This is a genomic window from Bacillus timonensis, assembly GCF_004799755.1.
In the GTDB taxonomy this organism is placed as follows: domain Bacteria; phylum Bacillota; class Bacilli; order Bacillales; family Bacillaceae_L; genus Ferdinandcohnia; species Ferdinandcohnia timonensis_A.
The window spans coordinates 15,738-40,495 of sequence record NZ_SLUB01000010.1; the positions used below are offsets into that span (position 1 = coordinate 15,738).

The 24,758-nt window shown below is 40.4% G+C and carries 25 protein-coding genes and 1 riboswitch; of the genes, 11 read left to right on the top strand and 14 right to left on the bottom strand.

What is annotated here, in order from left to right; genetic code table 11:
* Positions 1-235: 235 nt before the first annotated feature.
* The 3 genes from E1I69_RS07900 to E1I69_RS07910 are packed head-to-tail and all read left to right on the top strand — an operon-like array spanning position 236 to position 3,223.
* Positions 236-1,477, top strand: coding sequence for a helix-turn-helix domain-containing protein (locus E1I69_RS07900; RefSeq protein WP_136379067.1), 1,242 nt, complete (start codon positions 236-238; stop codon positions 1,475-1,477).
* Positions 1,470-2,252 carry a TatD family hydrolase gene (locus E1I69_RS07905; RefSeq protein ID WP_136379068.1) on the top strand — a complete coding sequence of 261 codons (783 nt, stop codon included), beginning with the start codon at positions 1,470-1,472 and terminating at the stop codon, positions 2,250-2,252. Before E1I69_RS07900 ends, E1I69_RS07905 begins: the two co-directional genes overlap by 8 nt.
* A gap of 59 nt (positions 2,253-2,311) precedes the next feature.
* Positions 2,312-3,223, top strand: coding sequence for a rhodanese-related sulfurtransferase (locus E1I69_RS07910; RefSeq protein WP_242634559.1), 912 nt, complete (start codon positions 2,312-2,314; stop codon positions 3,221-3,223).
* Between the two features lie 69 nt (positions 3,224-3,292).
* On the opposite strand, the gene E1I69_RS07915 is transcribed toward E1I69_RS07910, so the two are convergent.
* Positions 3,293-3,955 carry an oxidoreductase gene (locus E1I69_RS07915; protein WP_136379070.1) on the bottom strand — a complete coding sequence of 221 codons (663 nt, stop codon included), beginning with the start codon at positions 3,953-3,955 and terminating at the stop codon, positions 3,293-3,295.
* Between the two features lie 291 nt (positions 3,956-4,246).
* On the opposite strand from E1I69_RS07915, the gene E1I69_RS07920 reads away from it, so the two are divergent.
* The 3 genes from E1I69_RS07920 to E1I69_RS07930 all read left to right on the top strand — a co-directional run bounded on the left by E1I69_RS07920 (position 4,247) and on the right by E1I69_RS07930 (position 7,537).
* A complete protein-coding gene (locus E1I69_RS07920) occupies positions 4,247-5,509 on the top strand; it encodes a sensor histidine kinase (protein ID WP_136379071.1) in 1,263 nt (420 codons plus the stop codon).
* Positions 5,510-5,633: 124 nt separating this feature from the next.
* Positions 5,634-6,404 (top strand): class I SAM-dependent methyltransferase, encoded by a 771-nt coding sequence (locus E1I69_RS07925; RefSeq protein WP_136379072.1) that lies wholly within the window; start codon positions 5,634-5,636, stop codon positions 6,402-6,404.
* A gap of 53 nt (positions 6,405-6,457) precedes the next feature.
* On the top strand, positions 6,458-7,537 hold the full coding sequence (locus tag E1I69_RS07930; RefSeq protein ID WP_136379073.1) for an NAD(P)H-dependent flavin oxidoreductase: 1,080 nt from the start codon (positions 6,458-6,460) through the stop codon (positions 7,535-7,537).
* Between the two features lie 29 nt (positions 7,538-7,566).
* On the opposite strand, the gene thiD is transcribed toward E1I69_RS07930, so the two are convergent.
* From thiD to thiM, 3 genes are read right to left on the bottom strand one after another with little or no spacing between them, the layout of a single operon-like run.
* On the bottom strand, positions 7,567-8,352 hold the full coding sequence (gene thiD / locus E1I69_RS07935) for a bifunctional hydroxymethylpyrimidine kinase/phosphomethylpyrimidine kinase (protein WP_136379074.1): 786 nt from the start codon (positions 8,350-8,352) through the stop codon (positions 7,567-7,569).
* Position 8,353: 1 nt separating this feature from the next.
* Positions 8,354-8,998, bottom strand: a complete 645-nt coding sequence (gene thiE / locus E1I69_RS07940; protein WP_136379075.1) for a thiamine phosphate synthase — start codon at positions 8,996-8,998, stop codon at positions 8,354-8,356.
* The gene (gene thiM, locus E1I69_RS07945; protein ID WP_136379076.1) at positions 8,985-9,809 is read right to left on the bottom strand and encodes a hydroxyethylthiazole kinase; all 825 of its coding nucleotides are present in this window, start codon (positions 9,807-9,809) and stop codon (positions 8,985-8,987) included. The genes thiE and thiM overlap by 14 nt, the downstream gene beginning before the upstream one ends.
* A gap of 63 nt (positions 9,810-9,872) precedes the next feature.
* Positions 9,873-9,983, bottom strand: a riboswitch (TPP riboswitch).
* A 140-nt stretch (positions 9,984-10,123) separates the two neighbouring features.
* Between thiM and E1I69_RS07950 the strand changes: the two genes are divergently transcribed.
* The 3 genes from E1I69_RS07950 to E1I69_RS07960 all read left to right on the top strand — a co-directional run bounded on the left by E1I69_RS07950 (position 10,124) and on the right by E1I69_RS07960 (position 11,922).
* Complete coding sequence (locus E1I69_RS07950; RefSeq protein ID WP_136379077.1) at positions 10,124-10,471, top strand: PadR family transcriptional regulator; 348 nt, start codon at positions 10,124-10,126, stop codon at positions 10,469-10,471.
* Positions 10,458-11,456, top strand: coding sequence for an HAAS signaling domain-containing protein (locus tag E1I69_RS07955; RefSeq protein WP_136379078.1), 999 nt, complete (start codon positions 10,458-10,460; stop codon positions 11,454-11,456). The genes E1I69_RS07950 and E1I69_RS07955 overlap by 14 nt, the downstream gene beginning before the upstream one ends.
* 142 nt (positions 11,457-11,598) lie before the next feature.
* Positions 11,599-11,922 carry a hypothetical protein gene (locus tag E1I69_RS07960; RefSeq protein ID WP_136379079.1) on the top strand — a complete coding sequence of 108 codons (324 nt, stop codon included), beginning with the start codon at positions 11,599-11,601 and terminating at the stop codon, positions 11,920-11,922.
* A 13-nt stretch (positions 11,923-11,935) separates the two neighbouring features.
* On the opposite strand, the gene E1I69_RS07965 is transcribed toward E1I69_RS07960, so the two are convergent.
* Together E1I69_RS07965 and E1I69_RS07970 are read right to left on the bottom strand one after the other, a co-directional pair.
* On the bottom strand, positions 11,936-12,652 hold the full coding sequence (locus E1I69_RS07965; protein WP_136379080.1) for a gamma-glutamyl-gamma-aminobutyrate hydrolase family protein: 717 nt from the start codon (positions 12,650-12,652) through the stop codon (positions 11,936-11,938).
* Between the two features lie 195 nt (positions 12,653-12,847).
* Complete coding sequence (locus tag E1I69_RS07970) at positions 12,848-13,921, bottom strand: P1 family peptidase (protein ID WP_136379081.1); 1,074 nt, start codon at positions 13,919-13,921, stop codon at positions 12,848-12,850.
* A gap of 247 nt (positions 13,922-14,168) precedes the next feature.
* Here E1I69_RS07970 and E1I69_RS07975 point away from each other — a divergent pair, with 247 nt between their 5' ends.
* Positions 14,169-15,164: a zinc-binding dehydrogenase gene (locus tag E1I69_RS07975; protein WP_136379082.1), complete on the top strand. Its 996-nt coding sequence runs from the start codon at positions 14,169-14,171 to the stop codon at positions 15,162-15,164.
* A gap of 36 nt (positions 15,165-15,200) precedes the next feature.
* Here the strand turns inward: E1I69_RS07975 and E1I69_RS07980 are convergent, their stop codons facing one another.
* The 4 genes from E1I69_RS07980 to E1I69_RS07995 are packed head-to-tail and all read right to left on the bottom strand — an operon-like array spanning position 15,201 to position 18,664.
* Entirely contained in the window at positions 15,201-15,944 is a 744-nt protein-coding gene (locus E1I69_RS07980; protein WP_136379083.1) for a hypothetical protein, read from the bottom strand.
* Positions 15,945-15,993: 49 nt separating this feature from the next.
* Positions 15,994-17,259, bottom strand: a complete 1,266-nt coding sequence (gene kynU, locus E1I69_RS07985) for a kynureninase (RefSeq protein WP_136379084.1) — start codon at positions 17,257-17,259, stop codon at positions 15,994-15,996.
* Between the two features lie 11 nt (positions 17,260-17,270).
* Entirely contained in the window at positions 17,271-18,416 is a 1,146-nt protein-coding gene (locus E1I69_RS07990) for a GNAT family N-acetyltransferase (protein ID WP_136379085.1), read from the bottom strand.
* A 47-nt stretch (positions 18,417-18,463) separates the two neighbouring features.
* Positions 18,464-18,664 (bottom strand): hypothetical protein, encoded by a 201-nt coding sequence (locus tag E1I69_RS07995; RefSeq protein ID WP_136379086.1) that lies wholly within the window; start codon positions 18,662-18,664, stop codon positions 18,464-18,466.
* A 147-nt stretch (positions 18,665-18,811) separates the two neighbouring features.
* On the opposite strand from E1I69_RS07995, the gene E1I69_RS08000 reads away from it, so the two are divergent.
* Positions 18,812-19,129, top strand: a complete 318-nt coding sequence (locus tag E1I69_RS08000) for a hypothetical protein (RefSeq protein WP_136379087.1) — start codon at positions 18,812-18,814, stop codon at positions 19,127-19,129.
* A 196-nt stretch (positions 19,130-19,325) separates the two neighbouring features.
* Here the strand turns inward: E1I69_RS08000 and E1I69_RS08005 are convergent, their stop codons facing one another.
* From E1I69_RS08005 to E1I69_RS08020, 4 genes are all read right to left on the bottom strand, one after another.
* A complete protein-coding gene (locus E1I69_RS08005) occupies positions 19,326-20,576 on the bottom strand; it encodes a M20 family metallo-hydrolase (RefSeq protein WP_136379088.1) in 1,251 nt (416 codons plus the stop codon).
* 17 nt (positions 20,577-20,593) lie between these two features.
* A complete protein-coding gene (gene ald / locus E1I69_RS08010; protein ID WP_136379089.1) occupies positions 20,594-21,694 on the bottom strand; it encodes an alanine dehydrogenase in 1,101 nt (366 codons plus the stop codon).
* A gap of 85 nt (positions 21,695-21,779) precedes the next feature.
* The gene (locus tag E1I69_RS08015) at positions 21,780-23,132 is read right to left on the bottom strand and encodes an aspartate aminotransferase family protein (RefSeq protein WP_136379090.1); all 1,353 of its coding nucleotides are present in this window, start codon (positions 23,130-23,132) and stop codon (positions 21,780-21,782) included.
* Between the two features lie 15 nt (positions 23,133-23,147).
* On the bottom strand, positions 23,148-24,614 hold the full coding sequence (locus E1I69_RS08020) for a CoA-acylating methylmalonate-semialdehyde dehydrogenase (protein ID WP_136379091.1): 1,467 nt from the start codon (positions 24,612-24,614) through the stop codon (positions 23,148-23,150).
* Positions 24,615-24,758 lie beyond the last annotated feature (144 nt).

The window sequence follows — 24,758 nt, forward strand, 5'->3', positions numbered from 1 at the left end:
GTTTAATATAATTAAACAAAAATAGAAAAGTGAAAGGCGCCCGACTGGGGAACATCGACTAACTACCGCCACGTCCTGTGGCGAACGTCGATGTCAGCACTTCCTGTGCAAGTCAAGCATAAGACGAGCGCTGACAGAAGGTGCCCTTTACCTTCAGAAGCGATTGGCTTAGACCAAAGAGCCGATGGCGCCTGGAACTGGACAATACAAAAAATAGGGAGAGTGCCTATTTCACATGCTTGGTGAACGCATCCGTAAATTACGCAAACAAAAGAAATTAACACTAGAAGAGCTTGCAGGAACAAAACTGACTAAGGGTATGCTGAGCCTTATTGAAAACAACAAAGCAAATCCATCCATGGAGAGCTTAACCTATATTGCAGAACAACTTGACATTGAGTTAGCGCAGCTTTTAAATGACGTGAATTTTGATGAATTACAAGACATATTGGACCAAGCCGAAAAGCTATTTATGCTTGATTCCGACGAGCACCCTGAAAAATATACGAAATTGCTAACTCTTATTGAGCCTTATGTTTCCCAATTAAACCAGGGGTACGAAGCTGCTAGATTGTTGGAGCTATACGGATACAGTATTTATTTCGAAAAAAAAGGTGCCGAGAAACAACCACTAGAGCAAGCAGCAAATCTGTACGATCAAATGAATATCACCACAAAAAGAGTGAGCATTGCATCATTTCGCTGCCTCGCTTATTTTATTGACCATGATTATGAAAAAGCATTAGAAACAATCTTACGGGAACGAAATGAAATAGAAACAAATCATGCATATATTGATCCCTTGTCAAGATTAGACCTTGATTATAATGAGGCCATTTTCTATTTCGCGGTAGGTAATACCGAAGCTGCAAAGAAGGTCATGGAAGATGCCATTTCCTTCTCCCAAAAAAATAAAATATTTTATCGGATTGATGATCTATATCGACTGGCTGCTGCTGATTCGATGATGTCGGAGAAATGGGAGCAATATGATTATTACCTAACCAAATTGAATCAGTATGCTGATTTTTCCGATGACCAAATGGCAAAAATCACAGCAAAACTTTTTCAAATTGAATCCCTAAATGAGGTGAAGCACGATTATCATGAAGCCCTAACAATGGTGGATGAATTTTTAGCTAACCCTGAATTTAACCAGCAGCGATTAAGGGAATGGTTTTATCTTGAAAAAGGAAAGGCATTACAGGGGCTAAAGCGTTACGAGGAAGCCATTCATTTTTTTGAAAAAGTGGCCATTCCATCCTATCATCACCACCCTTTTGACTTGTCTCAATTCTATTTAAAAGAGACCTATACCGCACAGTGTCTAATTGAAGTTGGAAAAATAGATGAGGCATTAGTAGCAGCCAAAAAAGCAGTTGAGTTATTTGATCATCTGCCTGATTCGCCTTTTAAAGAATTTAGTAAGGAAACCTTTTATAAGATTAGCGCACTAAAAGGTGAAACTCATGATTGATGCTCATATTCATCTAGAACAATATGAAGTAAGAATGCTTCCAGCACAAATAGATAAATGGCAGGAAGCTGGAGTTAAGGGAATCATTGCCGTATCCAATGATCTCCCCTCCTCCTATCGGACACTTGAATTACGTGATACATTTCCAAACTTTGTCCATGCTGCTGTTGGATTTCATCCTGAACAGCCACTTCCAGTTGAACAGGATTTTTTAGAGTGGACGAGATTAGTTCAATCTGAAAGGAAAAAGCTTGTAGCAATCGGTGAAATCGGGCTACCACACTACAATCTTGAAAAGCTTCCCTATTCAATCGAGCACTATTGGGAATTTTTATCTCGTTGCCTTCAGGTTGCTGTACAACATCAGTTACCTGTCGCGCTGCATGCTGTCCACGATAAAGCAGAAATGGTGTTTGACTTGCTCAAGCAGAAACAAGTGGCTACTGCACATTTCCATTGGCTAAAGGCCCCTGAGAATGTAGTGAAAAAAATTGTGGATGCTGGCTATTATATTTCAGTTACACCGGAAGTTTGCTACCGGACCCGTGATCAAAAGCTTGCAAAACAGGTTCCACTTTCACAGCTTTTAATCGAAACTGATGGCCCGTGGCCATATGAAGGTGAATTTAAAAATCAACCCACTACTCCATTATTTTTAGAGAAAATAAGGAATCAACTTGCCACATTGTATGGAATGAATGAACACAAAATGCAGGAACAACTCGTATTAAATACGCATCGTTGTTACCAGGAAATAAAAAGTACTTTAACATGAACCTAAATTTTTGATATCATACTTAAGAAAAAGCAAAAAGCATTATATGAAACAGGTGAATAAAATTGGATTATCAAGTTTTACTTTATTACAAATACATCGAAATCGATGACCCACAAGCGTTTAGAGATGCACATTTTGAAATTTGTACTGAACTCGGATTAAAAGGTAGAATCCTTGTTGCAACAGAAGGAATCAATGGTACGGTTTCTGGCACTGTGGAGCAAACCGAAAAATACATGGATTTCATGCGAACCGATACCCGTTTCTCAGACATAATCTTCAAAATCGAGAAAAGTGAAGGACATGCTTTTAAAAAGTTAAAAGTGAAGGTAAAACCAGAGATTGTTAATTTGAGTCTTGAAGAGGACCTAAATCCAAATCAAATCACTGGAAAGCATCTCCCTCCAAAGGAATTCCTTAAAACAATGCAACAAGAAGATGTCATTATTCTTGATGCGCGTAATACGTATGAATACGATCTTGGCCATTTTAGAGGCGCGATTCGCCCCGACATCGAGACCTTCCGTGAACTACCAAAATGGGTGGAGGAAAACTTAAGTGAGTACAAGGATAAGAAAATCTTAACCTATTGTACAGGCGGGATTCGTTGCGAAAAATTTTCAGGCTTTCTTGTAAAAGAAGGTTTCAAAGATGTTTCACAACTTGAAGGTGGTATCATCACCTACGGATATGACCCAGAGGCTAAAGGTGCTTTATGGGACGGAAAATGCTATGTGTTTGACGAACGAATTTCAGTACCTGTTAACCGTACTGGTGAAAAAAGAATCGTTGGAAAATGTCATCACTGTGGAAAACCGGAAGAACGTTACGTAAAATGCGGAAACCCAGAATGCAACAAGCATCTTCTCCTTTGCGAGGACTGTGAGCACGAACATTACAGAGCCTGCAGCCAAGAATGTAAGGAACACCCACACAATCGTTACGTAAAAGAACATCAATTGGCATAAATGAAAACTGCTCAGGTCAAAACTGAGCAGTTTTTTTTCGAGCTTGTTTTTCGTCTGTTAAAACGTAATTTACTTTCCAATATCTTGTATTTCTTCGGAAGCAAAAAACATTTTTCCCTGTTCTTTTTCTTGGGCCACTTTGTACATTGCCTTTGCGACAGTTTTCCCTTCAACAGCTCGATATTTTCGAAGGGAACCCACAAATAGAAACTTTAATCCCTTCATCAAGACAGCAGCCAATTCTTCTCCAAGGCGAAATTCGTCCCTCTTTCCAAGAAGAAGGGACGGACGAAAGATCGAAAGTTTTTCAAAGCCTAGTTTCTGAACTTTTTCTTCGAGTTCCCCTTTCATCCGTGGGTAAAACATTTTAGAATGGATGTCCGCGTTCATGGCACTGACCACTAAATAATGCTTCGCCCCACTCTCCTTCGCAATTCGCCCTATCTCAACAGGGTAATCCACATCTATCTTATACATCGCTTCTTGAGTCTTCGCCTTTTTTATGGTTGTACCTAAACAGACAAACACATCTTCAACCGCAAAATACTGCTTATATTCGTCAAGACGATCGAAATCAACAATAACCTCTGTTAATTTCGAATGATGGATCTCAAGGGGGCTTCGAACCAAGGCATACACCTCTTTATATTCAGATGCCCCCAACAATAGCTGAAGTAGTTCATTTCCAATTAACCCTGTTGCCCCTGCGATTAATGCTGTTTTCCCTTCCACTTTGCCAACTTCCTTTCATTTAAAACGATTCTATCACAAGTATAACCAATATTTAAAAATATGCATTTATCCTATTTGATGATCTATTAAATTCCACTTTTTAAAAAAAGGGTAGTTTACTAGCGTAAGAAAGATGGGCAATAAGTACTATTTCTACTGATCATTTTTCTGTTTTCCGCCAAAAATTTTGCTTATATTAACCAAAAAAGAGAAATCTATATTATAATTATCATATAATGTCGAACTATTTTATATATTATAAAACTTTAATACTATTTTGGAAGGTGAGTTATGGAAATTACAAAGCACATTTTGGTTAACCTTTCATTATTAATTATTCTTTCATTTATAGGTTTAATATGGTTTGAACGAAAAAGAAACCTTACCCTTTCAAAATGGGAAGCTTACATCGGATTAGTTATCCTTATTTTGGTTTGCTTTATATTTTCCTATCGACCTACCCCTACACACTATTTTGACCTTCGACTGATTCCTGTTTTAATAGGAGGTCTTTATCTTGGGATTGGCCCGATTTTATGCTTAACGGTCATTGCTATTAGAGGAATCTACGGCATTAACTTTGGGTTTTATGCGACGATTGCTCTTTACCTACCATCCGCGATTATTTTGTGGAGATTATATCCTTGGTTTTGGAAACAGCACTCAATGAAACGGGTATGGGTCTCGGTACTTGTGACATTTGTTTTATCCCTCTTAACAGCTTCATCGCTACTCGTTTCAAAACCACCTATCAATTTTTACGATGCGTGGTTTGCTTATTTAGTCATACCAGCGATTGGATTAGGCATCATGTCATACTTAACTGAATTTTTCCGAAACAATATCCTCATGCGGCAAACGATCGTAAAATCTGAAAAACTTCATGCCGTCGAACAATTGGGTGCAGCGATTTCCCACGAAATTAGAAATCCTTTAACGGCTGCAATGGGATTTGTACAGTTATTAATGGCTAATAGCCTCCCCCGCCATAAACAAAAGGAATATCTATTAATTATTAAAGAGGAATTAAGATCTGCGGAAAGGGTTATTCAAGATTACTTAACATTCTCAAAACCTGCATTAGATACGGTGGAGACTCTTCAAATTAAACGGGAATTGCAACAGGTCATTTCGATATTGAGGCCCACTGCGAACCAGCACTCCGTGGAAGTAATAACAAGTTTTGCATTGATTGGTTCGATCCAAGGAGATCGCCAGAAGTTCCACCAATGCTTTATCAATGTGATGAAAAACGCCATCGAAGCAATGCCTGGTGGCGGACAACTATACATAGAAACACGCTATGACAGGCAAAATGTAAGCATTATCATTCGAGATACAGGAATCGGGATGACAAAGGCACAGATTGATAGACTTGGTGAGCCCTACTATTCTACAAAAGGATCAAAAGGTACAGGTCTAGGAATGATGGTTGTCTACGGAATCGTAAAAGCCATGAAAGGAACACTTCGTGTGACAAGCACAGTGGGAGAGGGAACCGAATTTATCTTCCAATTCCCTTCCGCCCTTACCTTAAGTGAGCCCCACGACTAATATGTGGGGTTATTTCAATTCACCTTCCATAACCTTTTCTTATCTCATTACATAATCTTTTAATAATATCCTTATGTAAAAATTTCCTATAAAATGAAGGTAGTGAGCGAATGGAGGAAACGGAATGGACATAAAAAATGACGTAAAAAAACAATTTGGTCGAAGTGCAGCATCTTATGTAACAAGTGAAGGTCATCGAAAAGGTGGAGATTTAGAAACATTAATTGCGCTAGCAGACGCCAACGGCACGGAACTGGCTCTTGATATTGCTACTGGTGGTGGACATACTGCAAATGCCCTTGCTCCTCTTGTCGAGAAAGTTACAGCGTTTGATTTAACACCTGAAATGTTAGCTGCTGCGGAAAAATTTATTAAAGGAAATGGGCATCTAAATGTTGAATTTGTTGAAGGAGATGCTGAAAATCTACCATTCTCTGATCAAACATTCGATATCGTATCTTGCCGAATTGCACCTCACCATTTTCCTAACATCACTAGCTTTGTAAGCGAGGTATCACGTGTATTAAAAACAGGTGGGCAGTTCTTGTTAGATGATAATGTTGCTCCTGAAAACGAAGAATTTGATGAGTTTTATAATACGGTAGAAAAAAAGCGAGACTACAGTCATTTCCGTGCTTGGAAAAAGAGTCAGTGGCTCCAAATGCTTGAAAATGAAGGATTTGAAATCCAAGAATTCTATCGTTTTGACAAGACTTTTGAATTTGAGAGCTGGTGTGACCGTATGCATTTGTCAGATTCTGAGAAAGCAGAATTAACCGATTATATGCTAAACGCTTCTAGTAAAATCAAACAAAAGTTTCGGATTCAAATCGAGAATCATACAATCATTTCCTTCCAAGGAGAAGCCGTTGTTTTAAAAGGAACAAAACTTTAGGACTAGAGTGGAGGTATCCCCTCCACTTTATTCTTCATGAGGAGGTGTTAGTTGTGTTAATGAATTTAGTTACCAATCTATTAAAAATTGAACACCCCATTATTCAAGCTCCAATGGCAGGTGGAATTACAACTTCGGAATTAGTGGCTGCTGTTTCAAATTCCGGAGGCTTAGGTATGATTGGCGCAGGATATATGACGCCAGATCAAATTCGCGAACAAATTAGAGAAATAAAACAACTAACCTCAAAGCCTATCGGAATTAATTTATTTGTTCCGAACAAATTTGACGCTAACGAAGATAAGGCCAAATCTGCTAATCAATTACTAAACCCGATTCGAGAAAAATTGAATTTACCTCCAAAGAACCATATGGAACATCCTTCTTTTCACGATGCACTAGAAAAATATGCTGAACAAATCAAAGTTGTTATTGAAGAAAAAGTACCAATTTGTTCTTTTACATTTGGGCTTCCATCCAAAAGTGTGGTTGCGGAATTAAAGCAGCATCATATGGTGTTAATGGGGACTGCAACAACGGTTAAAGAAGCAATTGAAGTTGAAAAATCGGGAATGGATATGGTGGTTGCTCAAGGTAGTGAAGCTGGCGGACATCGTGGGAGCTTTATGAATGATGAGCAGGATAACCTAGTCGGTTTAATGTCACTTATCCCACAGGTTGCTGACAACGTAACTATTCCAGTAATTGCTGCTGGGGGAATTATGGATGGAAGAGGTTTAGCCGCTTCCATTTGCTTAGGCGCACAGGCTGTTCAAATGGGGACTGCATTTTTAACTTGTATTGAAAGTGGCGCACACCAAGTACATAAAGAGGCAATCCTTCATGCTTTCGAAGACGAAACAATAGTTACGCGTTCATTCTCGGGAAAGCCGGCACGAGGACTCATCAACCCCTTTATTTTAAGCATGCAGGACAACGAAAAAGATCTGCCTGAGTTTCCGGTTCAAAATGCACTTACGCAGGATATCCGAAAAGCTTCAGGTTTACAAAATAAAAAGGACTACATGTCCCTTTGGTCTGGACAAAGTCCACGGTTATCCAAAAATCAACGTGTTAAAACATTAATAGAATCCATCATTTCTGATGTGAAAAATACAATAGGAAAGCAGTGAATTTTACGTAAAATTCACTGCTCCATTTTTTAGTTCTTTAAGGCATAGCAATGATTAAGCGGTCCGCTTCCCTTTCCAAGGTCTAGTCCCGCTTCTAAAGCTCCTGTAATATACCGTTTTGCCTCTTGAATACTTGACTTTATATCCAAGCCATTTGCTAAATTACAAGCGATCGCTGAAGATAACGTACAACCTGTACCATGTGTATTCGGGTTATCAATACGACCTCCTGGGAACCATGTGAACTCCCCATCACTATATAAGAGATCATCTGCTGTATCCTCAAGATGACCCCCTTTGATCAAAATCGCGCCCTTATACATGTCAGATAATTTTTGAGCCGCCACTTGCATGTCTTCCTTCGAGTGAATTTCTATATCACAAAGCGCTTCCGCCTCATGAATATTAGGAGTAATGATTGTAGCAAGTGGAATCAATCTCGAAATCAGGGCATCCATCGCGGATTCACTCAATAGTCTACTACCACTTGTAGAAATCATGACCGGATCCACGACAATATTCGAAGGTTGATATTCTTCTAGCTTTTCCACAATTTTAGCTATAATCTCAGGTGAGGACACCATCCCAATTTTTACACTATCCGGAAAAATATCAGTCATAATACAATCTAACTGTTGGCCAACAAATTCAGGAGTCGAATCAAGCACTCCGTATACCCCTGTTGTATTTTGAGCAGTCAGAGCCGTGATAGCACTCATTGCATACATTTTATGAGCGGTGATCGTTTTAATATCGGCTTGAATCCCTGCTCCCCCACTACAGTCAGAGCCAGCAATCGTCAATACCTTTTTCATGTCAATCTCTCCCTACCATCTCAGTTGAAAGCTTACGTAATGCTTTTGTGGCTACGGTGATATCAGACTGTGCAAAAATTGCGGATACAACAGCAACGCCATCTACCCCACTGCCACTCAATTCTAAGATATTGGTTTTCGTAATACCGCCGATTGCAACGATTGGAATCGAAACACTTCGGCAAATTTCTTGAACCGTTTCAAAAGTCATCGGTTTTGCATCCGACTTTGTGCTCGTTGGAAATACAGACCCAATACCAAGATAATCCGCACCCGCTTTTTCAGCGGCAATGGCTTGTTCTACATTTTGAGCAGAAACGCCAAGAATTTTATCTCGTCCAATCAAGTCCCGAACTTTTTCAACCGGCATATCCTCTTGCCCTACATGCACCCCATCTGCATCACATGCTAGCGCAATCTCAACATTATCGTTAATAACAAATGGAACATGATAGAAATCCGTTAGCTTTTTTAGTTCAATGGCTTCCTGTAAAAATTCATCATACCCGAGGTTTTTTTCTCTAAGTTGAAGAAAGGTAATTCCACCCACTAATGCAGCTTCTACCTGCTCAACTAACGTCTGATTGCCTGTCCAAGCACGGTCGGTTACCGCATATAAAAGCATGGCATTTTTATCGATTTTCAATGTTCATCCCACCTTGGAGTAATGTAAAGTCTAGCTTGCTCATCCAATCTATCAAGTACGTTCTAAATGATGAAGTTCCACCGTTTAATTCTTCTACCTTTTGGTGTGCAAGTTCTCCGCAATATCCCATCGCACTCACTGCAGCGGCCGTACTTTTTAAAATTTCCTGAGGATTTGCGCCACAATAAGCAGCGACAACGGATGTAAGCATACAACCTGTTCCTGTAATTTTTGACATCATTGGATGGCCATTTCTGATGACATAGGCTTCATCCTTATTTGCCACGATATCAATCGCACCCGTAATAGCGATAACAGCACGTGTTTGCTCGCTTACCATTTTTGCAAATTGAACCATTTCATCAAGATTTCCTTCATTGATGACATCTTCTGCGGCTGCATCCACGCCTTTTGTATTGCCACTGCCCGCATGTACGGTTTTTATTTCAGAAAGATTCCCTCGGATTACGGAGAACTGAACTTCGTTTAATAGACGGTAGACTGTGTTTGTTCTTAGGCTAGATGCACCTGCCCCAACTGGGTCTAAAATAACCGGGATCCCTACTTTATTAGCAGCCTGTCCTGCTAAAATCATCGATTCAATCGTACGCTCGTTTAAAGTTCCAATATTAATGACAAGCGCATTACAAATATTCGTAATATCGGCCACTTCCTTTGGATCATCTGCCATAATTGGTGAACCCCCACAAGCAAGGACCATATTTGCAACGTCATTTACCGTCACATAGTTTGTAATATTATGTACAAGCGGCGTGTTTTCCCTAACATTAGCTAAAATCTTTTCAAACATCCTTCATCCTCCTATCCAAAATAAAAAATGCGGCATACCTAAAATAGATATACCGCATGAACGCACATACTTTCACAAAATCCCTACGTTGGCATTATCCAAATCAGGTTAAAGGGTCTAAGCTACATTTCGCTTACTCTCAGCCCACATGTGTGAGCTCCCCTACTCATATTTAATTGTCTTTATTATACCATACGAAAAAAATCTGTCATTATTTTAAATTGGGTCATTGCTTTCGGAACAACAATAGTGTACGATACATAGTATAAATTAAATACTGTATGACATATAGTAATAAAAAATGAGGTGGGTGAATGAGTAACTTATTAAACTCATTAATGACTGAACTCAGAAGAGGTACGTTGACACTAGCGGTTTTAAGTCAATTACGAACCCCTCAATATGGATATTCACTTGTTCAATTATTAGAGGGCTCCGGAATTGCCATTGACCAAAGTACCTTATATCCCCTGCTACGTCGCCTCGAAAAACAAGAATTGGTGACGAGCAGCTGGGATACAACTGAAAGCAGACCCCGTAAGTACTATGTATTAAGTGAATACGGGCTCGAGATCTTTTTACAGTTAAAAAAGGAATGGATTCAAAATTCAAAAGAGCTATACAGCCTTTTAGAGGGAGAGGAAGAGTATGAATCTGATTGATATCTACATTCAGGAGGTTACGAGACGACTTCCTGAAAAAATGCGTGATGATATCGCACTTGAACTACGATCGACCATTGAGGATATGTTGCCTGATGATTACAACGAAGAAGATGTCAAAACCGTACTCGAGAAATTAGGAAGCCCCGCAAAGTTGGCTAATAATTATCGCGACCGTCCTATGCACCTAATTGGTCCTCGTTATTTTGACGTGTACGTCAACTTACTAAAAATGATTGTACCGATTGCCGCTGTAGTTGCTCTCATCACCGTGATTGCCGAATTTTTTATCGGGTATCAAGGTGAAGATGCGATAATCAATGTGGTTTTGGACTTAATTGGTTTGGGAATTTGGAGAATGATCGACGTTGCGATGCAAACATTCTTTTGGTTTACACTAGTGTTCGCCATAATTGAAAGAGTGGATAAAGGAAAAGATGATCAGCCACTAACCACTAGCCTACAAAAATGGACTCCAGATGATTTGAAAAATATCACCTATATTCCTAAGAAAAAGGCAATCTCTAAATTTGAAGTTTTTGGTGGTTTATTGTGGACAGCTATTTGGGCAACCGTATATTTTTATGCCAATCAACTACTAGGTGTCTATGAAAGCCGTAATGATGGTCTTGAATTTGTAACCCCTGCTTTAAATCAAGAGGTGTTGCTTGGATTTTGGCCGATTGTTCTAGCTATGATTGGTTTGGAAATCGCATTGACTCTATATAAATTTATTAAAGGACAATGGACGAAAAGAACGGCCATTTTCAATACGGTCCTTCAGGTAGTTTCAACCATTGTATTCATTTCAATCTTCCTCAATCCCAATATCTTAAACCAAGACTTTATCTCATATATGAGTAACCTATTTGAAATCCAAGAGCATCAATTCACAACATGGTTCATCGCAACCATACTCATCGCATTCATCGTCTCCGCAGCCATCAACATCTTTGACGGAATCCGCAAAGCCAACATCCGCTAGGAGCCACGGAGCTAGGGGGCCGCAGGGACGGTTCTTCTGGCTCCGTGTTTTATTTACCAACTACTGTGGGATTAGTTGTCCTAATCTTTTTTCCTGATGCATATAGATGAGTAGTAGACATGGGAAAAGGAGTTTGGTAGCATTGAATAAATTTTTGGCCGCAACTGGCATTGCTTTTATCATATTTGTCACCGGTGTAATTGAAGCTGACGATGTCTTCGAATACAAAAATGCCATTTCTGTTTCTGGGCTTTCTTCTGATGAAGAAGTAACAGCAAATTCGGAGGAGAAAAACATAGTCGAGGGACTGATTCCTGAATTAGAAATGCAGTTCGTTGAAACGGAAATCGTGAACGGGAATAAAGTGGAAATCTACCGGGAGTATGAGGTTTACCGTAATGAAGCAAATGAAGTCATTAAAAAGGTTCCCACCGATAATTATGAGTACTTGGAGTACTGGAGATAGGAGTTTAGCCGAGCTAAACTCCTTTTTCTGAACAACTTTCTACAAATCTAGTAAAAATACGCTTCGAAATCTGATCACCTCTCACCGCCAAGCCTTCCGGATGCCACTGCACACCTAACACAAAGGAATGACCGGTACTTTCAATGGCCTCAATTATTCCATCTGAAGCAACCCCAGAGACATCGAGTGGATGTGGCACATGGCGGACCGACTGATGGTGGTCCGTGTTTACCTTAAACTCGGTAGTGCCGGCAATCGATGCTAGTAAACTACCTTCCTTCGCTTTTACAAAATGGGCAAGATGATACCTTGGCGCTTTTTGAGAATGCTGAAGCAGTTGAGTCTCATGTTGCGAATAAATATCCTGATACATATCCCCACCAAGCGTGATATTCAAAATCTGAATCCCTCGACAAATCGCAAGGATTGGCTTATCCGCGTCAAGCATCTCTTTAATAATGGCCGGTTCCAAATCATCCCGTCCAGGCGAAATCGTCCCAAGCTTTGGATGCGGTTCCTCCCTGAACAGAAACGGATCAATGTCTCCTCCACCTGTTAAAAGCAGTCCATCTAATTTAGTAACAAGCTGGGATACATCCTCGTCAATCCCGATTGGCAAAATAACTGGAATACCACCGGCTTGAATGACGGCTTGAATATAATCATTTGACAGAGTATGTTTTGAATCCAACTCAACATGCGAGGTCACACCGATTATTGGTTTATTCATCTGGACTCCTCCTCATTTTCCATAGTTTTTGCGTCTTGGTTCTCAGATTTGCGTGGGTTCAGTCGTTTTTGCGTCTCGGTTCGGGGATTTGCGTCAGTTCGCTCGTTTTTGCGTCAAACTCCGCAGATTTGCGTCAACCCACACATTTTTTGCGTCTAGCTCCTCCGATTTGCGTTAACTCACAAATTTTTGCGTCTATACTCTCCGATTTGCGTCGTCACTTGAATGTATCTCATCCATAAATTCAGCTAATGAATAAAGAGTGTTTCCATTCCGACCGGTAGTCGTTTTTGCCGTAATTAATGATTGTAAAATAGCCTCCTCTGTCGCGTCAGCCGTGGCTAAAAACGCTTGATCCAAGTCATCTTCATGAATTGAAGCAAAAGTCTGTAATGAGCCATTGTTTTCATGACTGATTTTATTCGCAGTTGAAAAACCAATAAAAACATCGCCACTTCCGTTCCCAATAAATGAACCAGTCCTGCTTAGTCCTACAGAAGCACGCTTGATGATTCGCTTTAACTGGCGTGATGTTACGGGTAAATCGGTTGCAATTATGATCATGATTGAGCCTTTGTCACCCTCTGGACTGTTTACGGGGAGCTTAGATTTGATAACCGGCCCGACATGGATTCCATTCAAACGAAACTGATCCATTTCCCCAAAGTTCGAGAGCACCAATACGCCTAAAGTATACGTCCCGTGCGGGTATGTAAGAACCCGTGATGACGACCCGATTCCTCCTTTTAATCCAAAGCATTTCATACCCATCCCTGCTCCAATACTGCCCTCTTCAAAATGGGTATCCGCGGTTTGGATAGCTTCTCTAACATGTTCTAGAGTGATGGACTGTTTACGAATATTATTTAAAAACATGTCATTACATTCACCGATGACAGAATTCACAGTTCCGGTGGTGTCACCAATTTCTTTATTTTGCGCTAAGCTATAGCCAATGAGATGATTTGCAACCACTCCCACACTCAGTGTGTTCGTCAACAAAATCGGTGTTTCAATCGTCCCAAGCTCATCGATCTGAAGTGTCCCCATCGTCTTACCGAACCCATTCATAGCATATGAAGCAGCAACCACTTTATTGTTAAAAATATTTTGTTCATGGGGGATGATCGCCGTAACTCCGGTTTGGATGTCTCCGTTTGAAATCGTAGAGTGCCCAACTTTGACACCTTTTACATCTGTGATTTTATTAAATGGTCCAGTTGGTAAAGTACCTATTTGAATCCCATAATCTTGTAATCTCTTTTGCATGTGTGAAAAACCCTTTCTGATTTGGTGTTTGTTATAAGTATAGGCTAGATAAGTGGGCTTGAGTATAAGGGTGGAGAATATTTGTATTTTGAAGAAGAGATTTTTGTTTTGGGGTATCGCAAAATTTTCCTGATCACCAACTCCTCCAAACAAACACCCCCTCCACAATCCAATAAGTTGAAATTTTCTGTATAGGTCAATTAAAATAAAACTATCATACTTACAAATGAGGAGGGGCAATTAAAATATGAAAGCGTTTGTGCATTATAAAGTTCCCGGAATGGATGGAACATCGTATTCAGAGATCGAAGAAGTAGAACCAAAAGCAGGAGAAGTGAAGGTCAGACTAAAAAGTGCAGGCCTCAATCACCGTGATTTATTTGTTTTACATCGACATAAAGAAACAGAGCCACCTCTAGTGATTGGTTCAGATGGAGCTGGGGTTGTTGAAGAAGTAGGCCCAGGTGTGGATGGTATTAAGGTGGGAGATGAAGTAATCATCAACCCTTCACTTGGCTGGAAAGAAAAAAGTGATGCACCTCCTGAAGGTCATGAAATCCTTGGCTTACCTGACCACGGAACATTCGCCGAAAAAATCACACTTTCAGCGGAAAATGTCGGACCAAAGCCAGCACATTTATCGTGGGATGAAGCTGGCGTATTGTCGCTTGCGGCCATGACTGCATATCGTGCATTATTCTCTCGAGCACAACTGAAAGCTACCGATACCGTGCTTTTACCAGGAATCGGCAGTGGGGCCGTTACTTTCCTCTTACTTTTTGCAAAGGCAGTTGGGGCTCGGGTCATTGTTACCTCACGCTCAGAAGCCAAGCTTAAGCGTGCACTCGAATTAGGTGCGGATGTTGCTATTGACAGCAATAGTGACTGGAATGAAGCGCTCAATGGTGAAAAAGTGGATATTGTAGTTGAAACAGTCGGAGCAGCGACTTTCCATAAATCCCTTGGACAGCTCCGAAAGGGTGGAAAAATGGTCACATTTGGGGCTTCTGCTGGTGATACGGTGGACTTCAATCTTCGTGAATTTTTCTATGGCCAGTATACGTTACTTGGCTCCACAATGGCGAGTACAGAAGAGTTCCATGAAATGCTTCAATTTGTGAATGAGCATAAAATAAAACCAGTCCTGGATCAAGTTTTCCCTCTCGAAGAAACGGCAAACGCATTGAAGCGAATTGATGAGGCAGAACAGTTCGGAAAAATTGCCATAAAAATTGAAGAGTAAACGAAATCTGCACCCCATTCGGAGGGTGCAGTTTTATCATGAAAAATAGGTTGCGAGTTTCTGTTTCATTTGCTCTTTATTCTCGGCAAATTGGCGATGACGGTGCCCGTTTCCACCTGATGTATGTGGGAAACCATATAACACGGAATCGGGTGATACATAGCCACTTTCCACAAGATAATCCAACACGGCGGTCACATTCACCCCTAAAGGAATGATGAGTGGATTTTGAAGACTCTTTATTTCTTCTACAAAACATTCCACCACATACTTCTTTAATACATCTGTTTTTAACATTTTCGGGGTCGAACCACTGTAATTTTTCCCTTTATAAAAAACAGGATATGTAATTACAGAACTTGTTTGAACAAGATGACTTGCCGCCCGAAACAGCTCACTTGTAGAGGATATTTCTAAATAGGAGTGCAAGCCAAGCTCGTCCAACATTTGAATTAAGTTCTTCCTCATCGGTCCTTCAAAGCTTGAGTTTTTCTTGACTTGATGAAGAAGCTGTTCATCAGACAGACCCTTATTGCTCGGATCGAGAATCGTTGAATAAGAACGTTTCATCTGATGCATGCCTGGCGTGATTCCAACAATCATAACTTTTGCGGCTTCATTCACGTATTCAAACGGAGCATAATAGATTTCTAGGTTTTTCTTTTCGTCCTTTTCCAATAAAAACGTCTCAATTTTTAGGTCCTCTTCTGTATAGTCCACTGGCAATGACAAGATTTTACTTTTAAAGGTGTCAAATTTCGAATAAGGTGCAATTGCCACATAAATTCCCTCCTTCAAGATGTAAAAGGTATACCGAAATTGGTATACCTTAAGCTACAACGTCCCGCTCATTTGTAAATTTTTCATATTGCTTTTCTTCCATTATTGTTTTTAACATTTGAATGACATTCCAAACATCCTCAAAGGAATTATAAAGAGGAACAGGTGCAAGTCTAATCATATTTGGAGCGCGAAAGTCTGGAATAATCCCATTTTCTTTTAGCGCCTTGCAAATCCGTGCTGCTTCTTTATGCTCTAGACCAACATGTCCTCCCCTAACGTATTCCTCACGCGGTGAACCAATCGTAAATCCCATACCTACAAGTTCTGCATCAATTAACTCCAGTAAAAAGTTCGTCAATAAAAGAGATTTCGTTCGGATCTGTTCAATCCCTGCCTCTCTAAACATGTCAAGTGAACCAAGGAGAGGAGCCAAACTGAGCACATGCGGTGTCCCGATTTGAAACGCGCCTGCACTATCCGCAGGGATAAACGAATGCTCCATATCAAATTGCTTTTCTTTATTTGACCCAAACCAACCTGCAAGGCCCGGTAGCACTCCAAAATGCTTTCGATTCACATACAACCCAGCAACCGCCCCAGGTCCTCCGTTAAGATGCTTGTAATTGCACCAAAACGCAAAGTCCACATCCCATTTGGAAAAAGAATGAGGGATTGCACCGACTGAATGGCAACCATCAAACCCAATTAAAATTCCGCGTCTATGGGCTTCAGCTGTTAGGCGCTCCATATCTAAGATTTGACCACTGCGATACAAGATCGATGGTAAAACCACTAAGGCAACTTCGTCCGTCATAGCATCAATGATATCCTCTTCGACCAAATAACGACCATCACGACTTTTCACTCGAACTAATTGTTCTTCTGGGTTTAACCCGTGAATCCGAAGCTGGCTTTGAAGCGCATAAATATCTGATGGAAAATTCAATTCATCCGCTACAATCTTGGTACGTTTGCCTTTTGGCTGATAAAAAGTCGCAACTAACTGATGTAGGTTTACAGTCGTTGAGCCTGTGACAATTACTTCCTCAGGAGATGCACCAACAAGAGGAGCCAGTAATTCACTTGCTATTTCTGACATGTAAAACCACGGCTGCCTCCCTTGTGTCCAACCATCGATCCCATTTTCCTTCCAATCTTCCAATGAATCTAGCAATGATTGTTCCGCCCGCTTCGATAACAGGCCAAGCGAGTTTCCATCCATATAAATCGTATTTGGTTGAAGGTAAAATTCATCTTGAAACCTTGCGAGCGGATCTTCCCTATCTAATTTCCTAGCTTGCTCTAAAAACATGGATTTCCCCCTTAAAAGAAATCGTACATATAGGCATCGCGGTTCGGAATCATTTTTTCAAAAGCTTCGATATCCTGATCCGTTCCCTCAATCATTCCAGCTCCAAATAATTCAGTTGGACGCTTGTGACCAAAAAGTGCCGTTGATAATGCATTGATGGACAACTTTAGTGTCCTTTCTGTTTCATTTGTAACACGAACCTCCCCCTCTTTAACAAGGAATGTTTTTTCATTCCAAGGGGCAAATGGGTCTGAAATTTGAAGCCTCAACGTCTCGTTTCCAGTAAATTTATATTCTTTTAAAAATGAGTCAACATCGACAATACGAACCATAAAATATGGAAAAATCTCTCGTTTCACTGTCTTTTGTTTCGTTAACGCAAAAAACAATGGTTCTTTCTCATACGTAATCATTTCGAGTTCTGAAATCATGGAGTCATGTTGACATATAAAATTCCACAATCCTTGACGTGCTTCAAAATTGATGGCAACAAACTCCTCAACAGTCATCTTATTGTCCTTGGATTCATAAAGGATATACCCAATTGGCTGATTAGCCGTATCATAGTAAATCGCAATATGTAAGTCGTCAACCACACTTTTCCACCATTGATCCTCACGTACAAGCATTCCAGAAAACTGTGAGGCATATTGACTATATATCGTCTTTAGTTCATCTACATGAACATTTTCAAAAAGATATCGCTTCACGAAGCCCTCTACAGGCTCAAGCATGACCAAATCAGAACGCTGAAAAACCGTTTTTAAGCGATTACTTAAAAGCTCCCACCCATATTTCCGATAAAAAGATACGTCAAAAGGATGCAGCATCGACACGGTAAACCCTTGGGTCTTCATTGTCTCAAGCCCAAATGTAAGCAATTCCTTCACATAGCCTCTTCTACGATATTCCGGATATGTCGCTACACCTGCTATTCCGCCCATTTTAAAAGACTGTTCACCCACATTTGTTGCAAGTGGAATGAGGTGAAATTTTGCAGCTAACATACTATTTTCATAGATTCCATATACTTGATGTTTTTTAAGATTCTTAAAGACAGCTTCTTGCTGTTCTTCGGACACTTTATACTGAAAGGCATACTCTGATAAACGAACGGAATCCATAAATTGATCTTCAGTCATTCTCTCGATTGCCATAATCAAACAACTCCAATATACGTAATTATTCAAAAGGATACTTATATTTACTCACAACTAACATCGGTTAGACTCAAAATATGTTTTGTTTCAAACACGACTGTTCCACCGTTATCCATACAACTTTCTGCTATTTGCATGTTAAGTTTGTGGTTATCCCTGATTTCTAGTATCCTCACAACCGCAAAAGTTATAATTAGCAGACTCCCGATAATGGCAATGAGGAGATTTCGCCTGCTTTTACTCATTCCAACACCCCTTCTTTAGAGTAACACAATTACCACATTTTTCAATTTCCTTGAAAAATTTTACGCAGATTTTGTAAAAAGGTTTTTGTAGATTTTTCACTTCATCCGATGTATGATAGTAACATTAACAATGGGGAGATGGTAAAAATGAGGAAACAAGTAATCTTTGCCATCATTATGTTTGTAGCAATTATGTCTTTTTCAGCTACAATTGCACACTCCCATGCGTTTAAATCATCAGATATTCAAGAGAATACGGTAACGATTAGTGGAGTTTCATATGACAATCTTACTTTTAATGATGATGGTAAACTAAAGATTTCTTGGGTGCTTTTTTCAATCACATCCATATTACTCGTCCTTCAAGGAATGGTAGTGAATCTTAATGTGAACCCAGGCATTCGAAAATCCACATGGATGACGCCCATTTTTTATCAGTCGAATTATGTGGTGAAAGCTCTTTGATTTTTTACACTTAAAAATCAAGGAGGAGAAAAAATATGTGGTTTCGATTTATTATGATTGGATTATGTTCGTTAACGGTGACAAGCCTCTTCATTTTCCAAGGAATTGAAATAACTCAGGCATTTAAAGACTTTTTTACAAATAAATAATGAAGAAAAACGAATGTAGATTAATGTTCTACATTCGTTTTTTATTGTTATTCCTGTGCCATTTTTACGGTAGTGCGATACAGAAGTTCCGTTCCAAGTGAAATATCCTCAAAAGTCGAGTATTCCTTTGGATTATGGCTGATTCCATCTTTACAACGAACAAAAATCATCCCGTAATCACATTCATAAGACATCGCGAGTGAATCGTGAAATGGACCGCTCATAAGCTCCATTGGCTCCAATCCGATCTGTTTCATCTCATTACGCATAATCTCTTTAATCCACTCTGCGCAATAGCGAGGTTCGCTATTCGTGTCCTCGGTAATTTTGCAAAGTAGCTGATGTTCCTCTGTAATTTCTTTAATCTTGTCGCGTAATTGCGCTTCAAGCCGATGACGTCTATTTATGTCAATATCCCTTAAATCCACCGTAAAGCTTACTTTTTCCGGAATGATGTTTCGTGAATCTGGGAAAACTCGTAAGCTTCCAACAGTACCAGCAGTTGGAGCACCAGGTTCTTGACTAGCGATTTCATTTAGAGCAACGATGATTTTAGCTGCACCGACGAGTGCATCCTTTCTCATTGGCATTGGAACAGATCCAGCATGCCCTGCAAATCCCTCTAATTCAACGGTTAACCACAGTGGACCTGAAATTCCAGATACAATTCCAATAGGTTTATCCATACTTTCTAAAACGGGGCCTTGCTCAATATGCATCTCAAGGAATGACCCAATGCTTCCTTTTGGATATTCTGATTCTTTAAACTTTGATGGATCACATCCAAACTCAATTAGAGCCTCCCTTCTTGTCACGCCATCTTTATCCTTCCGTTCTAATTCCCCTTCTTCAAGCTTCCCTAGGATTCCCCTGACCCCAAATAACCCTTTATTAAAACGACATCCTTCCTCATCAGAAAAGGCAATGACCTCAATGGGTTGGTTTGGAACAATCTGATTCTCTTTCATCGTTTGAATAACCTCAATGGCACCTAATACCCCAATCGCTCCGTCAAATCGTCCACCATACGGCTGAGAATCAATATGTGACCCTAACATTAAAATGGGTTCGTCTGGATTATTCCCTTCCCATCTACCTATTAAGTTTCCAAAATGATCGATTCTTGCGGTTAACCCCGCTTCCTCCATCCAACCTTTCACCGTTTCGACGGCTTGACGGTCCTCCTTAGATAGAGTGAGGCGGCACACACCTGTTTCACCGATTTTCCCTATTTTCGATAACGCTGTTATTCTTTCTTCAAGCCGTTCCTTATTAATGGTTAGTGTTTGGACATTCATAGCATCAGCCTCCTATTTTAAATAGTTACATACGGTAGATTATGTGCTTTGGCAACTCCTTCATAAACAATTTTTCCACCAATCACATTTAGACCCTTTTGTAAGGCTTTATTTTCTGCAAACGCACGCTCATAGCCTTTATTCGCAATCTGGAGAATATAAGGAACCGTTACATTCGTGAGCGCCATTGTGGACGTTCTTGGGACAGCACCAGGCATATTTCCGACTGCATAATGAACGACTCCATGTTTCGTATATGTAGGATTTGCATGTGTTGTCACATGTGTCGCTGTTTCGAATATTCCGCCCTGATCAATGGCCACATCCACAATAACTGAGCCTTCCTCCATTAAACGAACCATTTCTGCAGTCACTAGCTTTGGTGCTTTAGCTCCTGGAATCAATACAGCGCCAATCACAAGGTCTGATTCAGCAACCGCTTGGCCAATCGTATAAGGATTAGACATGAGAGTTGAGATGGAATTTCCAAAAATATCATCTAACTCTCGCAATCTCGTTGAACTGACATCCAAAATTGAAACTTGTGCACCAAGTCCTACTGCTATTTTCGCAGCGTTCATTCCAACGACACCGCCACCAATGATTGTCACTTTCCCTCGACTTACTCCAGGAACCCCACCAAGCAGGACTCCTTTGCCTCCTTTTGTTTTTTCAAGAAATGTTGCGCCAATTTGTGTAGCCATTCGACCAGCTACCTCACTCATTGGGGTAAGTAAAGGAAGACTTCGATCCTCTAATTGGACCGTTTCATAGGCAATAGCCACAACATTCTTTTGCATTAAGGCTTGCGTTAGCTCACGATCAGCAGCGAGATGCAAATACGTAAATAGGATAAGTCCGTCATAAAAGTATTGATATTCTTCCTGAATCGGTTCTTTTACCTTTATCACCATATCGCAAGCCCATGCGTCAGCAGCTGATTGAACAATAATTGCTCCGGCTTCCATGTAGAGTTCATCAAAGAATCCTGAGTTATTGCCCGCACCTGTTTCAATAAAAACCGCGTGATTATGCTGAACCAGTTGTGAGACACCAGCAGGAGTTAGGGCTACACGATTTTCATTATTCTTAATTTCCTTAGGTACTCCAATTCTCATCCCCATCCACCTTTCCATTTTCGTAGGAAAAACACCCGTAATCCCTTTCCCAAAAATAAGATTACGAGTGTCAGATCATTCATTTTTATAAGTCTAAAATTTCTTCAACTACAGTTCTTTGGACAAATTCTAAGTCTTCCTCTGAAATCGTAAGTGGAGGAGAGAGGGTTAGCACATTATTATACCCTGCCACTGTTGCTCCATTTTTTCCGATAATAAGACCCTTTCTTAGGCAGCCCGCAATAACTTTATTGACTTGATCAGCCTCAAGAGGTTCTTTCGTTTGTTTATCCTTGACAAGTTCAATGCCAATCAATAACCCTTTCCCTCTTACGTCTCCTACATATGGATGGTCCGCTAAAGCGGCTGTTAGACCGTCTTTTAATCGAATGCCAAGATCTTGTGATCGCTCAAAGAGTTTTTCATTTTCCATAATTTCTAGATTTTTAAGGGCTAAGGCACAAGCTGCTGGGTTTCCTCCGAATGTATTCACATGACGGAAATAATCATATTCCTCTGACCCTTTGAATGCTTCATACATTTCCTTTTTGACGGCCGTCGCCGATAATGGGAGATACGCACTTGTAATGCCCTTCGCCATAGTAATAATATCTGGTTTCACCCCATAGTTCATAAATCCAAATGCTTTTCCGGTACGACCGAACCCACATATGACCTCATCCACTATTAAAAGCGCACCGTGTTTTTCACATACTTCCTTTACCCCTGCCATGTACTGGTCAGGTGGAACAATGACACCCCCACCAGTAATGATTGGTTCCATAATCACTCCTGCTATCGTTTCACTAAGTTCCCACGTCATCACACGGTCAATATCTTTTACTGATTGTAATTCCGATGCTTTTGCATCTACTTTTTCATCCGAACGATATAAATCAGGTGGTGCAACATGGAGAAAGCCAGGCGCGAGTGGTTCATATTTATACTTTCGCTGCGCTTGACCAGTTGCGGCAAGCGATCCCATTGAATTTCCATGGTAGGCACGATAGCGTGAAATAAATTTGTAACGGGAGTGCTCCCCTTTTTGTTGATGGTATTGCCTTGCTAGTTTAAAAGCTGTTTCATTCGCTTCCGAACCACTATTTGAGAAGAAAATGACATACTCGTCTCCAAGCATTTCATTGAGCTTTTCAGCTAGTTTTATCGCAGGTTCATGGCTATGTGTTAAAGGATAATAAGGCATTTCTTTAAGCTGTTCATGGGCAGCATCAGCAAGTTCCGTTCTGCCATACCCCACATTTACACACCACAGCCCTGACATTCCATCGAGATACCGCTTCCCATTATGATCTGTTAACCATGATCCTTCTGCTTTCTGAATCACAAGTGTTGAATTCGGATTATATGGCTTCATTGAATGCCAGACATAATCCTTATCCTTTGTTAACAGATCTTCCCCGTGTGAAACCTTTGTCATACCGCCTTCCCTCCTTTAATAGTCAAAACGGGATGTAATCATTTTTTTACGTGTATAGAAATTCACTCCATCCTTACCATTTACATGAAGGTCACCGTAGAAGGAGTCCTTCCAACCCGAGAATGGGAAAAATGCCATTGTTGCTGGTACTCCAACATTGATACCAAGCATGCCTGCTTCTGCTTCTTCTCTAAACTGTCTGACAGCCCTCGCATCCTTTGTATAAATGGTGGCGCCATTTCCAAAACGTGACTTTCGAATATAGTCAAGACCTTCATCTAAATCCTTAGCACGTAACAGACTTAGAACAGGTGCAAAGATTTCCTCTTTGGCAATCGTCATGTCTGGTGTTACATGGTCAAAAATAGTAGGTCCCAAAAAGTTCCCTTCTGGCATCTCATCCATTTCTTTTCTTCCATCCCTTATGAGTTCGGCACCCTCCTCAAGTCCTTTTTCCACGTAGCCCAGAACTTTATTCAAGTGTGACTCGCGAATAACAGGTGTTAGTAGCACCTCATCATCCATTCCATTCCCAATCGTCAGCTGATCTGCAGCGTCTTTTAACGCTGAAACAAATTTCTCACCGTCCCCAACAACTACAACGGCACTGCAAGCCATGCAACGTTGTCCTGCACTTCCAAATGTAGAGCTGATAATATTGGCTACCGCTTTTTGCATGTCTGCGTCCGGCATAACTATATGGTGGTTTTTCGCACCTGATAAGGCTTGAACCCGTTTGCCTTGCGCAGCAGCACGCTCATATACATATTTGGCAACAGGCTGTGAGCCTACAAATGATATGGCACTTACATTTGGATGATCTAACAAACCATTTACAACATCATGTGCCCCGTGAACAACGTTCAACACTCCATTTGGTGCCCCCGCTTCCGTAAATAAGCGGGCAAGCTCATTCGCAAGCATAGGTGTCCGTTCAGAAGGCTTTAATACAAACGTATTTCCACACGCAATGGCTAAAGGGAACATCCACATTGGAACCATCATCGGGAAATTAAATGGGGTAATTCCGCCTACTACTCCTAATGGGTAGCGGAACATTTCAGAGTCTATATCCTCGGCAATATTGGATAATGTCTCACCCATCATTAACGTAGGCGCACCTGCCGCAAATTCCACACATTCAATTCCGCGTAACACTTCACCATGTGCTTCCTTATAGGCTTTGCCATTTTCTTGGACAACCAGTCTTGCTAACCTTTCATGATTCTCTGTAAGTAAATAATGATATTTGTATAAAATCCTTGCCCGTTTTGGAACCGGGGTATTTTTCCACGTTTTGAATGCTTCTCTAGCAGCTTTGACAGCGAGATCTACGTCATCCTTCGAAGAAAGCGGCACACGTACTAATGTTTCTTTTGTTGCAGGATTCGGCACCTCAAGTGTTTCTGTTCCAAGCGCATCCACCCATTCCCCATTTATATAGTTTTTTAATACATCTGTTTCACGTTTAACTAAGGTCATATTTTGCATATCCTCCTTTTCGTAATTGTACGATTCCAAATCCTTACCTTATAAGCTCATTATCCTTTAAAATGAAAGTGCTTTCATTAGACATTCTGTAAAATAACTGCTTGGAATTTTTCCACATTATGAATGATACCTTTG

Excerpts from the sequence above, each read along its gene's own strand:
- E1I69_RS07900 (WP_136379067.1), top strand. The coding sequence starts at position 236 with ATGCTTGGTGAACGCATCCGTAAATTACGCAAACAAAAGAAATTAACA.
- E1I69_RS07905 (WP_136379068.1), top strand. The coding sequence starts at position 1,470 with ATGATTGATGCTCATATTCATCTAGAACAATATGAAGTAAGAATGCTT.
- E1I69_RS07920 (WP_136379071.1), top strand. The coding sequence starts at position 4,247 with ATGGAAATTACAAAGCACATTTTGGTTAACCTTTCATTATTAATTATT.
- E1I69_RS07925 (WP_136379072.1), top strand. The coding sequence starts at position 5,634 with ATGGACATAAAAAATGACGTAAAAAAACAATTTGGTCGAAGTGCAGCA.
- thiD (WP_136379074.1), bottom strand. The coding sequence starts at position 8,352 with ATGAAAAAGGTATTGACGATTGCTGGCTCTGACTGTAGTGGGGGAGCA.
- thiM (WP_136379076.1), bottom strand. The coding sequence starts at position 9,809 with ATGTTTGAAAAGATTTTAGCTAATGTTAGGGAAAACACGCCGCTTGTA.
- E1I69_RS07950 (WP_136379077.1), top strand. The coding sequence starts at position 10,124 with ATGAGTAACTTATTAAACTCATTAATGACTGAACTCAGAAGAGGTACG.
- E1I69_RS07955 (WP_136379078.1), top strand. The coding sequence starts at position 10,458 with ATGAATCTGATTGATATCTACATTCAGGAGGTTACGAGACGACTTCCT.
- E1I69_RS07965 (WP_136379080.1), bottom strand. The coding sequence starts at position 12,652 with ATGAATAAACCAATAATCGGTGTGACCTCGCATGTTGAGTTGGATTCA.
- E1I69_RS07970 (WP_136379081.1), bottom strand. The coding sequence starts at position 13,921 with ATGCAAAAGAGATTACAAGATTATGGGATTCAAATAGGTACTTTACCA.
- E1I69_RS07975 (WP_136379082.1), top strand. The coding sequence starts at position 14,169 with ATGAAAGCGTTTGTGCATTATAAAGTTCCCGGAATGGATGGAACATCG.
- kynU (WP_136379084.1), bottom strand. The coding sequence starts at position 17,259 with ATGTTTTTAGAGCAAGCTAGGAAATTAGATAGGGAAGATCCGCTCGCA.
- E1I69_RS07990 (WP_136379085.1), bottom strand. The coding sequence starts at position 18,416 with ATGGCAATCGAGAGAATGACTGAAGATCAATTTATGGATTCCGTTCGT.
- E1I69_RS07995 (WP_136379086.1), bottom strand. The coding sequence starts at position 18,664 with ATGAGTAAAAGCAGGCGAAATCTCCTCATTGCCATTATCGGGAGTCTG.
- E1I69_RS08000 (WP_136379087.1), top strand. The coding sequence starts at position 18,812 with ATGAGGAAACAAGTAATCTTTGCCATCATTATGTTTGTAGCAATTATG.
- E1I69_RS08005 (WP_136379088.1), bottom strand. The coding sequence starts at position 20,576 with ATGAATGTCCAAACACTAACCATTAATAAGGAACGGCTTGAAGAAAGA.
- ald (WP_136379089.1), bottom strand. The coding sequence starts at position 21,694 with ATGAGAATTGGAGTACCTAAGGAAATTAAGAATAATGAAAATCGTGTA.
- E1I69_RS08015 (WP_136379090.1), bottom strand. The coding sequence starts at position 23,132 with ATGACAAAGGTTTCACACGGGGAAGATCTGTTAACAAAGGATAAGGAT.
- E1I69_RS08020 (WP_136379091.1), bottom strand. The coding sequence starts at position 24,614 with ATGACCTTAGTTAAACGTGAAACAGATGTATTAAAAAACTATATAAAT.